The sequence below is a fragment of the Fulvimarina fulva genome (assembly GCF_039652615.1).
Classification (GTDB): domain Bacteria; phylum Pseudomonadota; class Alphaproteobacteria; order Rhizobiales; family Rhizobiaceae; genus Fulvimarina.
Genome location: NZ_JBDJAC010000014.1, coordinates 18,358 through 32,036, shown reverse-complemented (window position 1 = coordinate 32,036; position 13,679 = coordinate 18,358). Strand labels below are relative to the sequence as shown.

The 13,679-nt window shown below is 61.6% G+C and carries 12 protein-coding genes; 6 read left to right on the top strand and 6 right to left on the bottom strand.

The genetic code is table 11. The features are described from left to right. Positions 1-150: 150 nt before the first annotated feature. The 3 genes from ABDX79_RS16630 to ABDX79_RS16620 all read right to left on the bottom strand — a co-directional run bounded on the left by ABDX79_RS16630 (position 151) and on the right by ABDX79_RS16620 (position 3,145). Positions 151-1,779, bottom strand: coding sequence for a BCCT family transporter (locus ABDX79_RS16630; protein WP_346221429.1), 1,629 nt, complete (start codon positions 1,777-1,779; stop codon positions 151-153). Between the two features lie 322 nt (positions 1,780-2,101). Then, the gene (locus ABDX79_RS16625; protein WP_346221428.1) at positions 2,102-2,440 is read right to left on the bottom strand and encodes an SMI1/KNR4 family protein; all 339 of its coding nucleotides are present in this window, start codon (positions 2,438-2,440) and stop codon (positions 2,102-2,104) included. Positions 2,441-2,584: 144 nt separating this feature from the next. Further along, positions 2,585-3,145, bottom strand: a complete 561-nt coding sequence (locus ABDX79_RS16620; RefSeq protein ID WP_346221427.1) for a hemerythrin domain-containing protein — start codon at positions 3,143-3,145, stop codon at positions 2,585-2,587. A gap of 321 nt (positions 3,146-3,466) precedes the next feature. Between ABDX79_RS16620 and ABDX79_RS16615 the strand changes: the two genes are divergently transcribed. From ABDX79_RS16615 to ABDX79_RS16595, 5 genes are all read left to right on the top strand, one after another. Beyond that, positions 3,467-4,465, top strand: coding sequence for an ABC transporter ATP-binding protein (locus tag ABDX79_RS16615; protein WP_346221426.1), 999 nt, complete (start codon positions 3,467-3,469; stop codon positions 4,463-4,465). A gap of 64 nt (positions 4,466-4,529) precedes the next feature. After that, entirely contained in the window at positions 4,530-5,813 is a 1,284-nt protein-coding gene (locus ABDX79_RS16610; protein WP_346221425.1) for an ABC transporter substrate-binding protein, read from the top strand. Positions 5,814-5,817: 4 nt separating this feature from the next. After that, positions 5,818-6,783: an ABC transporter permease gene (locus ABDX79_RS16605; protein WP_463671190.1), complete on the top strand. Its 966-nt coding sequence runs from the start codon at positions 5,818-5,820 to the stop codon at positions 6,781-6,783. Positions 6,784-6,786: 3 nt separating this feature from the next. Next, on the top strand, positions 6,787-7,689 hold the full coding sequence (locus ABDX79_RS16600; protein ID WP_346221424.1) for an ABC transporter permease: 903 nt from the start codon (positions 6,787-6,789) through the stop codon (positions 7,687-7,689). A gap of 16 nt (positions 7,690-7,705) precedes the next feature. After that, entirely contained in the window at positions 7,706-8,416 is a 711-nt protein-coding gene (locus ABDX79_RS16595) for an aspartate/glutamate racemase family protein (RefSeq protein WP_346221423.1), read from the top strand. Between the two features lie 380 nt (positions 8,417-8,796). Here ABDX79_RS16595 and ABDX79_RS16590 read toward each other — a convergent pair whose 3' ends face one another. The 3 genes from ABDX79_RS16590 to ABDX79_RS16580 all read right to left on the bottom strand — a co-directional run bounded on the left by ABDX79_RS16590 (position 8,797) and on the right by ABDX79_RS16580 (position 12,746). Continuing rightward, entirely contained in the window at positions 8,797-10,233 is a 1,437-nt protein-coding gene (locus tag ABDX79_RS16590; protein WP_346221422.1) for an NAD(P)(+) transhydrogenase (Re/Si-specific) subunit beta, read from the bottom strand. 19 nt (positions 10,234-10,252) lie between these two features. After that, the gene (locus tag ABDX79_RS16585; RefSeq protein ID WP_346221421.1) at positions 10,253-11,827 is read right to left on the bottom strand and encodes a Re/Si-specific NAD(P)(+) transhydrogenase subunit alpha; all 1,575 of its coding nucleotides are present in this window, start codon (positions 11,825-11,827) and stop codon (positions 10,253-10,255) included. Between the two features lie 391 nt (positions 11,828-12,218). Continuing rightward, positions 12,219-12,746, bottom strand: a complete 528-nt coding sequence (locus ABDX79_RS16580) for an IS110 family transposase (RefSeq protein WP_346221420.1) — start codon at positions 12,744-12,746, stop codon at positions 12,219-12,221. 551 nt (positions 12,747-13,297) lie between these two features. Between ABDX79_RS16580 and ABDX79_RS16575 the strand changes: the two genes are divergently transcribed. Beyond that, the gene (locus tag ABDX79_RS16575) at positions 13,298-13,660 is read left to right on the top strand and encodes a thiol-disulfide oxidoreductase DCC family protein (RefSeq protein ID WP_346221419.1); all 363 of its coding nucleotides are present in this window, start codon (positions 13,298-13,300) and stop codon (positions 13,658-13,660) included. Positions 13,661-13,679 lie beyond the last annotated feature (19 nt).

Here is a 13,679-nt window from a genome sequence, read left to right as displayed (position 1 = left end):
GGAAGCACTGGTTTTGATCGCGCGAAAGCGAAATGCCGCAAGATCGAGTCGGCATTTCGCTCTGATCCTCTGCATTCGCTGCCGGTGTCGTCCGAAAAGCCGTGCAAGTTTTCTGCGTCATGCGTCAGGACAGATGAACTGACTCAGCGGTCAAGTCTCTTCTTTGCTCAGGAGATCTTCGAGCTCCGGCCGCTTGCCTATCGTCACATGATCGATGTCCTCGGCGGCAAACCCCCACATGATCGACGGGATCATAGCGCAGACGAGGAGAAAGATCGGCAGCCCGACGACGGTAATGACCTCCTGCAATGCGGTCAGCCCCGCATCGCCCGCGAGCAGGATCAGCATTGCGGCAATGAGGCCCTGGATCACGCCCCAGAACACCCGCTGCCTGGCCGGCCCAGACTGTTGTCCGCCGGTGCACATCATGTCGACAACGAGGGATGAGGAGTCTGCGGATGTCGCAAAGAAGATCGCGACGACTATGATCGCGATACCCTGAATGATGGACGAGAGCGGCAGCTCGGCGAAGAAGGCGAACATGGCGAGAGGTACCGACTCGGAGACGGCTCTGCTGATCGCGCCAGCCTCCTCGCCCATCGCCTCGCGTGCCGCCTGTCCAAGCCCGTCGAGTTCCATTGCCTGCCAGCCGAAGATTGCGAACCAGATCACGGTGAAGAGCGAGGGCGCGAGCAGCACGCCGAACACGAACTCGCGGACCGTGCGCCCGCGCGAGATGCGCGCGACGAAGATGCCGATGAAGGGCGACCAGGTTACGGTCCAAGTCCAGTAGAACACTGTCCAGTCTGCTTGCCAGCCCCAGTCCCCTGTGCCCATGTTCGGCCCGTGGATCATATCGTTCCAGAAGGCGAGACGCGGAAGGTTCGACAGATAGAGCCCGAAGGTCTCGACGATCCCGCGCAGGAGGAAGAGCGTCGAGCCAGTCACGAGCACGAAGACGAGCAGACCGACCGCCATGCCGATATTGATGTTCGACAACATCTTCACGCCGCGATCGAGCCCGGCTGCGATCGAGAAGACCGCGACGAGCGTCAGAGTGACGAGGATCGCAATCCGAAGCCCGGTTGCATCGCTCCAGCCGAAGAGTTGCGAAAGGCCGGCCGAGATCTGCGAGGAGCCGAGTCCGAGAGAAACCGCGACGCCGAACAAGGTTCCGATGATAGCGGCGATGTCGATCGTCTTGCCGATGGGGCCGTGAATGCGGTTCCCGAGCAGCGGGTAGAATACCGAGCTGACCCGCATCGGAAGGTCGTAGCGGTTGATGAAATAAGCGAAGGCGAGACCCGGCAGGGCGAAGATCGTCCAGGTATGGATCGCGAGATGATACAGCGATATCGAGATCGCATCCTGGGCCGCCTCGATCGTGAACGGCTCGACACCCGGCAGCGGGGGGTCCTGGTAGTGGCTGATCGGCTCGGCGACGCCCCAGAACATGAGAATGGTTCCGATGCCACCGGCGAAAAGCATCGCGAACCAGGATAGGTTCGAATATTCAGGCCGGGAGTCCCTGTGCCCCAGCCGGATATGACCATGCCGAGAGACAGCCGCAAAAACCAGAAAGCCTAACCAGACATTGACGCCGAGGATAAAGAACCAGCCAAGATTGGTCACGATCCAGCTGCGGCTGGCGGAAAAGATGTCACCGATCTGGTTGGGGATCGCAACGAGGAGAAGCACGAAGCCAAGGGTCAGAAATGCCGCTACGAAGAAAATATCCGCATCCACTTTCAGGCCGAGGCGTAGTGCTAGGTTCTTCAATGTTATCACACCTTTCCGTACCGTTAATCTTTCACATATCGTTCTCTCTCCAATAGGCAACCTGCCCACATGATGGAGCATTCCCGGACGATCGAACACGTAGCCTCCAATGATCGGCCACAGGGAAACTTGTCGCGGCGGTCTTATCGAGAGCCCGAGACAGACTGGATCTCGTATAAAACGGCGGGTCGCTTGAAGCACTGATTTCAAGGGACCTGCCGCATCACAAGCGGCGTTTCACCGAAGAAGCGGAGAGCATTGGCCCCGGCGGTCAAAATTCGTGCGGATGGCTTTCGATCTGGACGATCCGACGGCGCGGATCTCAGGAGGCACCTCTTATTGGAGCATGGTCCACGTCGGGGACGCTAATACCGTTTAAAAACGCCTCGTTCAGGAATTCGGCGTTTTCTGCCGCGTCTTGGATTGGAACGAGCTGGAAGCAGCCCCAAAACCGGCGCGATAGCGCGGCTGCGCGGCTGCGCGGCTGCCCGTCGACCAAGAGGTAGAACCGCCGATTGGAGGGCGCCAGGGCAAGGCCCAGGCGACGTTCCGCCACCTCTACCTGATGATCGGACGCGGACCCGTTGAACGCCGGTCCGTTCTCGCGGGAGTTCACTTCGATCCAGTTGGCGATGGCGCCGAAATCCTCTTTCAGTGTCATGACGAATGCTCAAGCTTGTGCCAGTCACTGTTGGCGCCCCGCCTCCCCGTCAAGGACGAACCGGAAAACAAAAGGTCTGCTCAGAGTGCTCGAAAATACAGGGCGGACACTCCCATTTCCACCGTTTCCAACTGCCCCTCACCGTCAGATCGGAACCTCGTAAAAACCGATGGCATCGGCGAGCTGGACCTCTTCATACCCAAAGTGGGAGCGGACCAGCGCGTCGAGCGTACGGAGCGCTTCGCGTGCTTCGGCGAATCTCTCGGATGTCGCCTCGTTGGCGACGATCTCGGCCTTTTCGGCCAGCGCTTCAATCTGCGCGTGAATGACCACGTGTTCCTCGGCCAGGCGATCGAGCACTTTGAGAAGCCCATCCCCCGCATGCTCGCGCAGTGCCGGAAACAGCCCATGTTCCTCGGCTCCGTGATGGAAACTCAGCTGCCTGCATTCGCGGCCGCACAAGGTGCCGAAGCCTTTATACGCACGCACCATGGGCAGAACCGAGATCGCCTCTGCCAGATCGGGCGCTGATCGTTCGCCGGCCTCGATCATCGACACGAGCTTGTTCAGCTCGTCGAGCTCGCGAAGATGCATGGCGTGAATATGGGCCAATGTCTTGCCGTGCAGTTCCTGAAACGGCGTCAAACCCTCAATTTTCGGAGCGAGCGGTCGCGTCCGTTCGTCGATCAGCGTGGTCTTCGTCAAGATTGGATCAGCTTATTGAAAGGAGCCAACGGCGTGCAGACTTGAAATCAATCGTCCCGCGCGTGGCAAGTGCTTGGATTCTCTGCATGTTAAATGGTAAGCCGTGTGAATTGAACCGGAAAGTGAGTGATTGCACAACATTTGATCACCTTGGTTGAATTTGGCTCTAGAATAGGCAACCCGGACCGGCGGCCTCCCATGAAATAGAGACACCAATGTGTATTGCCGTGCGCCGCGCACATGATTTCGCAGACTCAATGAAAGATTGGCACAGGCTTTGCTTTTGGAAACCCGAAAGCAGAAACAGGAGCAGGCCAGCCCGTGCCATCCGCAGCCGCCGATCTCGAACTCGCCGCCGTCACCAAAGCCTATGGTGACACGCTCGCCGTCGATCATGTCTCACTGAAGGTACCAGCGGGAACCTATTGCTGCCTTCTCGGACCTTCCGGCTGCGGCAAGTCCTCGACCTTGCGCATGATCGCGGGCCACGAGTTCATTTCCGATGGCGACGTGATGATCGGCAATACGATCGTCAACGACCTGCCGCCAGCCAAGCGCGGCACGGCCATGATGTTCCAGAGCTATGCGCTGTTTCCGCATCTGAGCGTTCGCGAGAACGTCGCCTTTTCCCTGAAGATGGCGGGCACCGACAAGGCCGAACGCCTCAAGCGCGCCGACGACATGCTCGAAATGGTCGATATGGGCCGCTATTCCAGCCGCCTTCCCGCCCAGCTCTCCGGCGGCCAGCAGCAACGCGTGGCGCTGGCTCGCGCCCTGGTCACCAATCCGACGGTGCTCCTCCTCGACGAGCCTCTTTCCGCCCTCGATCCCTTCCTGCGCATTCGCATGCGCGCCGAACTCAAACGCTATCAGCGCGAATTCGGCATCTCCTTCGTTCACGTCACCCACAGCCAAGAAGAGGCGATGGCGCTCGCCGACATGGTGGTCGTGATGAATGACGGAAAGATCGAGCAGGTCGGCCCGCCCCGCGAGGTGTTCAACCGGCCACGCACGAAGTTCGTCGCCCAGTTCATGGGCGGCCACAACGTCGTCAGTGACGGCCAGACGGCCTATGCGGTCCGGGCAGACAAGATCCGGCTTCTCGGCCAGGTCTCATCCGGCGAGACGAGCGGCCAGAAGGCGAGCGTCACCGATGTCGAATATCAGGGCATGACCGTTCACGTCGCGATGCGCCGCTCGGACGGCACGGACCTTCTCGCCACACTCACCGAGGACGAATTCGACCGGGCGCCCGTCGCCCCCGGAGACGAGGTGCTGGTCGGCTGGCATGCCAGCGACCGTCACGAACTCGCAGCCTGATCCGCGAAGGAAAGGGGGTCTTACGTCCCTTTCCGCCAACCGACCATGACCAAAAGGATGGACGATGACAGACAAGACCTCTGAAGGCCTCTCGCGCCGCACGCTTCTGAAAGGCACCGCCGCATTTGCGGGCGCTGCAGTGACCGCCAAGCTCTCCGCCTTCCCCACCCCGGCGATCGCCCAGGAGAAGGTGACCCTGCGCTATCTCTCGACGGCGGTGAACCAGTCCCCTGCCATCGCCGAAAAGGCTGGTGAGGATCTCGGCATCAACATCGAATATATCGCGGTGACGACCGACGACGTCGCCAAGCGGGTGATCACCCAGCCGAATTCCTTCGACCTCGTCGATACGGAATATTTCGCGCTGCCGAAGCTGCTCCCCTCCGGCAACATCATGGGTCTCGACGCCTCGAAGATCAAACTCTCCGACAAGATCGCCTCGGTGATCCGCAACGGGACCGTCGACGGCAAGAAGGTCGGCTTGGACGGAACTGCGCCGGCCGAGGTGCTCTACCTGCCGAGCGAGGACGCGACCGAGTTCGCCGGCGAGGAAACCGGCTTCCTGACCCTGATCCCCACCACCTACAATGCCGATACGCTCGGCATCCGCCCCGATCTCATCGACGGCCCGGTCGACAGCTGGGCCGCGCTCCTCGACCCGAAGTTCAAGGGCAAGGCGGCGATGCTGAACATCCCGTCGATCGGCATCATGGACGCGGCAATGGCGCTCTCGGCGCGCGGCGACGTGACCTATGGCGACAAGGGCAACATGACGCGCGAGGAAATCGACAAGACGATCGCCGCGCTGATCGAGGCCAAGCGCGCCGGCCAGTTCCGTGCCTTCTGGACCGACTTCAACGAGAGCGTGAATCTGATGGCCTCGGGCGAGGTGGTCATCCAGTCCATGTGGTCGCCAGCGGTGACGGCCGTTCGCACGCAAGGCATCGAGTGCAAATATCAGCCGCTTAAGGAAGGCTACCGCGCCTGGGCCTCCGGCTTCGGTCTGCCGCCCGCCATCGGCGACCGCGAAAAGGATGCGGCCTACGAGTTCATCAACTGGTTCTTGTCCGGCTGGGCCGGCGCCCATCTCGCCAAGCAGGGCTATTACACCGCCGTCCTTGAAACCACGAAGGAGGCTATGGAGCCTTACGAGTGGGCTTACTGGTTCGAAGGCAAGCCGGCCGAGAAGGACATCATGTCGCCGGACGGCAAGCTGCTCGAAAAGGCCGGCGCGACCCGCGACGGCGGCTCCTACGACGAGCGCATGGGCTCTGTCGCCTGCTGGAACGCCGTCATGGACGAAAACATCTACATGATCCGCAAATGGAACGAGTTCATTGCGTCCTGAGGCGATGACCAAGACCGTGGAGGCTCCGGCTCATGCCGGGGCCGCCACACGGGGCGAAGCGCGGGGGAACACCGCCAAACGGGCGCGGCGCACGAGCTGGACGCCCGGGTGGGTCGCCTATGCCCAAGCCGCGCCCATGGCGCTCGTCTTTTTCCTGTTCTTCGTTTTGCCATTGGTGGCGACCTTCATCGTCTCCTTCTGGAACTACACCGAATATTCGATCGAGCCGGCCTTCGTCACGACGAACTATACGGATGTCTTCTATGGCTGCTTTTCCGGCGGCTCGGCGCTCTGCACCACCTTCGCAACCTATCTGTCGACGCTGAAATTCGTCGCGATCGTCTGGGTGACGACGCTTCTGATCGGTTTCACGGTCGCCTATTTCCTGTGCTTCCATGTCAAGACGCTGCCGATGCAGATCGCGCTCTTCATGGTCTGCACCATCCCGTTCTGGACCTCGAACGTCATCCGCATGATTTCGTGGATCCCGCTTCTCGGCCGCAATGGCCTCGTCAATGAGACGTTGCAAAACCTCGGGCTGATCGACGCGCCGCTCGAATGGCTTCTCTATTCCGACTTCGCGGTCGCCCTCGCCCTCGTTCATCTCTACACGCTGTTCATGGTGGTGCCGATCTTCAACTCGATGATGCGCATCGACCGCTCGCTTATCGAGGCCGCCTACGACGCCGGCGCCAGCGGCTGGCAGACGCTCACTAACGTCATCATTCCGCTGGTGAAGCCCGGCATCCTCATCGGCTCGATCTTCGTCGTTACCATCGTCACCGGCGATTATCTGACGATCGGCATCATGGGCGGCCAGCAGATCGCTTCGGTTGGCAAGGTGATCCAGACCCAGATCAACTTCCTGCAATTTCCGATTGCCGCAGCCAATGCGATCGTGCTTCTCGCCGTCGTCCTGTTGACGATCTGGGGCATGCTGCGCCTCGTCGACATCCGCAAGGAGCTTTGAGGAATGGCCGTGAAAACCGTGCCTCGCGAGGAAAAGCGCCCCCGCAGCTTTTACCTCCTCGCCCTGTTCTTCGCCCTTTTCGTCGTCTTCCTCTACGGGCCGGTCGTCACCATCCTGACGCTCTCGTTCCAGGGTCCGTCCGGCGGGCTGACCTTTCCCATGAACGGGGTTTCGTTCTACTGGTTCGAGCGGCTCTGGGGCGGCGGCGGCACCGTGGACATCGGCTCGGCCTTTCGCCGTTCGCTCGCTCTCGGCCTCACCGTGATGGTGCTGACGGTCGTCATCTCGGTGCTCGCCGGGCTGGCCTTCCGCAAGAAGTTCAAGGGCTCGACGCCGCTCTTCTATGTGGCGATCGCAAGCCTTATCGTGCCCTCGATTGTCGTTTCGCTGGGCATCGCGCTGGAATTCCGGATCATCGACGACCTGCTGCGACCCTCTCTTGCCGCGATCGGCCTCGTCGCGCCGCGCGGGAACTCGCTGGGTCTTTTCACATCGGGTCTTGGGGCGCATCTTTCCTGGACGCTGCCCTTCGGCCTTCTCATCATGTTCGCGGTCTTCAACCGCCTCGACAAGAGCTATGAGGAAGCGGCCCGCGACCTTGGCGCGACGAACTGGCAGAGCTTTCGATATGTGATCCTGCCCATGATCGCGCCCTTCCTCATCGGCATCGCGCTGTTCGGCTTCACCCTTTCATGGGACGAGATCGCAAGATCCAGCCAGACCATGGGCTCGACGAACACCCTGCCGCTGGAACTTGCCGCATTGACCACCACCGTCACCACGCCGGAGATCTATGCTCTCGGTACGTCGGTGACGGCGGTTTCCTTCACGGTCATCTTCGGGACACTTGCCGCCTTCATCTTCCTTCAGAAGCGTCGTCAGAAACGTGCGTTGAAAGACAGCTGAAGCAAAGGCAACCGATATGCGGCTCTCGATCGTCAACCCGAATTCGACCCGTTCGATGACGGAAACCATCGCCGGCGCGGCGCGGCGCGCGGCCGCGCGCGGAACGGAGATCCTCGCCTACCAGAATGATGTCGGGCCGGTCTCGATCGAGGGCCATGTGGACGGCGCGCTCGCGGTGCCGGGCCTTTTGAAGGCGCTTCAGATCGCCGAGGCCGATGGCGCGGAGGGCCATATCATCGCCTGTTTCGACGATACGGGCCTTGATGCCGCCCGCTCCGTGCTGACCGGTCCGGTCATCGGCATCGGCGAGGCGGGCGCTCGCATGGCAAGCCTCGTCGCGCGTCGATTTTCCGTGGTGACGACGCTTTCGGTGTCGGTGCCGATTCTCGAGGACAATCTCGTCAAGGCGGGGCTCGCAACGTGCTGCGCGAGCGTTCTGGCAAGCGAAGTGCCGGTGCTGGCCCTTGAGGAAGATCAGCAAGCAGCGAACCACAAGATCGCCGAGACTGTGGAAAAAGCGATCGCGCGCGATGGAGCGGAGGCGATCGTTCTCGGCTGCGCCGGCATGGCCGAATTCGCGGCAGACCTTTCCGAGCGTTACGGCATCCCCGTCGTCGACGGCGTCGCCTCGGCGGTCAAGCTGATCGAGGGCGCGGTCGCCATGGGGCTGACCACTTCCAAACGCGGCGGCTATGCCTTGCCTCGGGACAAGGGCGGCGGGCTGTAACGAGGCAAGAACAGCGCACTGTAAAACCAGAGGTCATATCGCACGGCGCTTCGCTTCAATTTGCCCACTCGATCACGACGCCTGTTGATGGAAGGCGTGGATCGTTCTCTCGACCGTCACTCTCGGGCTCCGTCCCGAGAAGGACGAAACGCTGATTTATTCCGCACTCCAACGACGACGACAGCCCGGAGCTGAACACCGTGAAACCGGGGCCGATAACCCGCTCCAAGCCCTTGCTTCTACAAATGATCCGGGTTTCAGTCGGCCCCCGGATCAAAGCACGCGCGGCGCGGACACGTTCGTCAAATCCGTCATCGCTCAGCAATCAAACGGATTTTTTTATGATGCCGGAACGTCGACAGACGTTCCGGCATCATGGTTTACCCGTCGATCTTCGTCAGAAGTTCTTCCAGCGACTTCTTGGCGTCGCCATAGAACATGCGAGTGTTGTCCTTGAAGAACAGCGGGTTCTCGATGCCGGAATAGCCGGTGCCCTGGCCGCGTTTGGAGACGATGACCTGCTTGGCCTTCCAGCATTCCAGCACCGGCATGCCGGAGATCGGGCTGTTCGGATCGTCCTGGGCGGCCGGGTTCACGATGTCGTTTGAGCCGATGACGATGACGACGTCGGTGTCTTTGAAGTCATCATTGATCTCGTCCATCTCCATGACGATATCATAGGGCACCTTCGCCTCGGCCAGAAGCACGTTCATGTGCCCCGGCAGGCGTCCCGCGACGGGATGAATGGCGAAGCGCACGGTCTTGCCCTGCCCTCGGAGCTTCGTGACCAACTGGCTTACCGCCTGCTGGGCCTGCGCCACCGCCATGCCATAGCCTGGAATGATGATGATGCTGTCGGCATCCTCGAGGGCGTTTGCAACGCCCGCCGCATCGATCGCCACCTGCTCGCCCTCGACCGCCATCTGCTCGCCGCCCGCGCCGCCGAATCCGCCGAGGATGACCGACACGAAGGACCGGTTCATCGCCTTGCACATGATGTAGGAGAGGATCGCGCCCGACGAGCCCACGAGCGCGCCGACGGTGATGAGGAGATCGTTGCCGAGGGAAAAGCCGATCGCCGCAGCCGCCCAGCCCGAATAGCTGTTCAGCATGGAGACGACCACCGGCATGTCCGCGCCGCCGATGCCCCGGATCAGGTGATAGCCGATGAAGAGGGCGGCCAGCGTCATCAGGATCAGCGGCAGGAGCCCGGCGGTGTTGAAGTACCAGATGAGGCAGATCGCCGAGAGCGCGGCAGCTCCGATATTCAGCGCGTGGCCACCCGGCAGCTTGGTCGCCGCGGACGACACCTTTCCGGCGAGCTTGCCATAGGCGATGACCGAGCCGGTGAAAGTGATCGCGCCGATGAAGATGCCGAGGAAGAGTTCGATCCTGAGGATCGCAAGTTCAGTCGGGTCCTTGTGCGCAAGGAGCGCGGCAAAGCCCGCCAGTTCCTCACGTTCGGGGGGCGACATGCCAGTGACGCGCCTGAGCTCGATATGGGCGATGAAGCCGACGAGCACTGCGGCAAGGCCCACCAGGCTGTGCATGGCGGCGACCAGCTCGGGCATCTGCGTCATCTGAACGCGCGTCGCCAGCTGATAGCCGACGGCGGCGCCGATGAGGATGAGGATGATCGAGACCGGCCAAAGCCCGGCGCCCGGGCCGATCAGCGTCGCGAGGACCGCGATCGCCATGCCGGCGATGCCGTACCAGACCGCCCGCTTGGCGCTTTCCTGGCCCGACAATCCGCCGAGAGACAGGATGAAGAGAACAGCCGCGACCACATAGGCCGCCGTCGTGAATCCGTATGCCATATCGTGAAGCCCCCCGCCTTCAGGATTTCTGGAACATGGCGAGCATGCGCCGTGTCACGAGGAAGCCGCCAAAAATATTGATGCCGGCCATGAATACCGAGAGCGCCGCCAGAATGATGACGAGGAACGAGCCCGACCCGATCTGCATCAGGGCGCCGAGAATGATGATCGACGAGATGGCGTTGGTCACCGCCATCAGCGGCGTGTGAAGGCTGTGGGCGACACCCCAGATCACCTGGAAGCCGACGAAGACGGACAGAACGAAGACGATCAAATGCTGCATGAAGCTCGCCGGCGCGAAGAGACCGGCGAAGAGCACCAGCGCGCCGCCGACGGCCAGAAGCGTGACCTGGGATTTGGTCTGGGCCTTGAACGCGGCCTTTTCCTCGGCCCGCTTCTCCTCCGGCGTCTTCTCCTTCACCTTCTCCTTGGGCTTCTGCGCCGCGATCGCCTTCACCTTGGGTTTTGGCGGCGGATAGGTGATCTCGCCGTCATGGGTGACAGTCGCGCCGCGAATGACGTCGTCATCCATGTCGTGAACGACCTTGCCGTCCTTTTCGGGCGTCAAATCGGCCATCATATGCCGGATATTGGTGGCGTACAGCGTGGACGACTGGGTCGCCATCCGGCTCGGGAAATCGGTATAGCCGACGATCGTCACGCCGTTGTCGGTGACGATCTTTTCGTCCGCGACGGTCAGCTTGCAGTTGCCGCCCTTCTCGGCGGCGAGATCGACGATGACCGAGCCCGGCTTCATGCTCTCGACCATGTCCTTGGTCCAGAGTTCCGGTGCCTCGCGGCCCGGAATGAGCGCCGTCGTGATGACGATGTCCATGTCGGGCGCGAGCTCGCGGAACTTCGCGAGCTGGGCTTCACGGAATTCAGGGCTCGACACCGAGGCGTAACCGCCCGATTCCGAACCGTCCTTGGTCTCCTCGTCGAAGTCGAGATAGACGAATTCCGCGCCCATGCTCTCGACCTGCTCGGCGACTTCCGGGCGCACGTCGAAGGCGTAGGTGATCGCACCGAGCGAGGTGGAGGTGCCGATGGCCGCGAGACCCGCGACGCCAGCGCCGACGACGAGGACTTTGGCCGGTGGCACCTTGCCCGCCGCCGTCACCTGGCCCGTGAAGAAGCGTCCGAAATTGCTGCCGGCCTCGATCACGGCGCGGTAGCCGGCGATATTGGCCATGGAGGAGAGGGCGTCCATCTTCTGGGCGCGCGAGATGCGCGGCACCATGTCCATGGCGATGACAGTGGCGCCCCGATCCTTCGCAGCTTCGAGCAGTGCTTCGTTCTGGCCCGGATAGAAGAAGGAAATCAGGGTCTGGCCTTTCGCGAGACGCTCGATCTCCTCGTCCTTCGGCTCGCGCACCTTCACGACGATATCGGCCTCGCTATAGAGCGCCGCCGCGTCATCGACGATGGTCACACCAGCGTCCCGATAGGCCTCGTCCGTGAAGCCGGCCTTGATGCCGGCGCCGGCCTCGATCAGGCACTCATGGCCAAGCTTCTTCAGCTCCCCGGCCGATTTGGGCGTCATCGCGACACGCGCCTCGCCCTTGTGGATTTCCTTCGGTGCGCCGATTTTCACCCTGATATCCTCCCGAAAATTCCCATCAAGCCATTTTGGAAAATGCTTGGCGATGACCTCGCGCTCCAAGCTGCTTCCCCAAGCAACGCTCCGCCATCAGATTCGCATACATCTCCCATCACAGGCATCAACGCAACTCAATGAAACCAGCGGACGGCCTACAGGACGCGGCGGCAAGTCACAGCGGGAAAGCCCCTTTCCCCGCCACGACCCGCCGGGCTCAGGTTTTGAGCGCGCCATTCCATCGAAATTGACTTGAAGCAAAAGATCGCAAACGCCCGCTGTCGCGGCGGAAGGCCGGCGGCCAGCCAGACCGAGAATCAGGACATGCGGCGGCGATGCCCACGCCAGATGAACACGTCGCAAAGCTTTGGCGGAACAAAGCCTGAGGTTAACGGTCCATCGCTGTGAGCTGGCGTTCGATCTGCTCCAGCCGCTCCGCATTCTGGCGCTTGAGAATGCCAATCGTCGTGATCTCCGCCCGGTTCCTGGCTGCGGTCCGGTCCTTGATCAGCGCTTGGCGCGCGACGATCATCTGTTTGAGGTCGCTAAGGGTCTGGCTTGGAACCGCGTGCACTTCGAGCGCCAGCACGGCGCCCATCCTGGCCAGCAGGGCTGCATCGATCCGGTCGGTCTTGGCCAGCCGTCCGGTCGCCTCGGCAAAGCGCCGGGCGTTTCGCGGATTGACCTTGACGACGGGAAGCCCAGCCTCGGCGAGTTGGCGTTCCAAAGCCCGGTGATAGGCTCCGGTCGCTTCGAAGACGATACGGGCGGGCGGCTCATCACTTGGGTTCAGCCAGCGCAAGAAGGCCGTACGACCGGTCTTGTCATTGGCGAACTGCCGGCTCTCGCCACCCGGCAGGCGATGGACGTCAATACGATCTTTCGAGATGTCGATGCCGATGGTAATCTCTGTCATCTTTTATCGAGCCTCTGCTTGTCGTCCGGAACCAAATTCCGGGTATCCGTTCAGGCCTTCGAGAAAAGACGAGGGTGATCAAACTCTAATTCGGCCCGTCAGACGGCCTGCATCGGAACGATCCATCCCTCGCCGCCGCAGGAGGGAAGTGAGCCCTTCCGCGGCGGTTCATATTCGCCTGATCGGCAGAAAAAGTCATAAGACAAGCATCGGCGACACGGTCTCGCTTACGGATAACAATCAGAGGACGCCTCACCACAGGGTCGAAGGCCTTGAAGCGCTCTGATCCGAACGTCAACCTATGATAGGTTCATGGCCCTAATCCAAGGTTTACGGGATTTCCCGCTCGCATTGCCCCGCCCCTCGTTGTCCCGTGACGACGCCGGTCGCAGTGCGACGTGCATCGCTGGTCGAGAACTGGCGTAAAGGCGGGGCTCAATCGAGATGCCGAGGGCTACACGTCTCGCAAAGGGGTCGGATGCGACCTGATGGTGCGATCTGCCGCACGTAGCAGATCGCGATTTTCCCCCGCGAAGCCCCATCTTGGGACCATGGCAGAACTTACAGTCTGGTACGATGGATCGTGCCCCTTGTGTCGGCAGGAGATCGCGCTTTTGCGCCGGCTTGATCGGCGAGGCGCGATCCGCTTCGTGGATGCCATTGGAAGCGAACAGGAAGGCTGCCCGCTGGACAGAAGCGAACTGCTTCGACGCTTTCATGCCTTGGAGGAGGGCCGCATTCTCAGCGGCGCTGCGGCCTTCGCCGCCGTCTGGCGCGCCGTGCCGGTGCTGCGGCCGCTTGGGCTTGTGTTTCAGGGCCGCATCGCCCTGGCCATGCTCGAGAAATGCTATCTCGTTTTCTTGAAGGTCCGCCCTGCCCTTCAGGCGGTCATCCGCCGGCTGGAGCGCTCCTGACATGGGCGGCCGGAATTCG

Coding starts and splice junctions, on each gene's coding strand:
- ABDX79_RS16580 (WP_346221420.1), bottom strand. CDS start 12,746: ATGACAGAGATTACCATCGGCATCGACATCTCGAAAGATCGTATTGAC.
- ABDX79_RS16610 (WP_346221425.1), top strand. CDS start 4,530: ATGACAGACAAGACCTCTGAAGGCCTCTCGCGCCGCACGCTTCTGAAA.
- ABDX79_RS16595 (WP_346221423.1), top strand. CDS start 7,706: ATGCGGCTCTCGATCGTCAACCCGAATTCGACCCGTTCGATGACGGAA.
- ABDX79_RS16575 (WP_346221419.1), top strand. CDS start 13,298: ATGGCAGAACTTACAGTCTGGTACGATGGATCGTGCCCCTTGTGTCGG.
- ABDX79_RS16625 (WP_346221428.1), bottom strand. CDS start 2,440: ATGACACTGAAAGAGGATTTCGGCGCCATCGCCAACTGGATCGAAGTG.
- ABDX79_RS16605 (WP_463671190.1), top strand. CDS start 5,818: ATGACCAAGACCGTGGAGGCTCCGGCTCATGCCGGGGCCGCCACACGG.
- ABDX79_RS16600 (WP_346221424.1), top strand. CDS start 6,787: ATGGCCGTGAAAACCGTGCCTCGCGAGGAAAAGCGCCCCCGCAGCTTT.
- ABDX79_RS16590 (WP_346221422.1), bottom strand. CDS start 10,233: ATGGCATACGGATTCACGACGGCGGCCTATGTGGTCGCGGCTGTTCTC.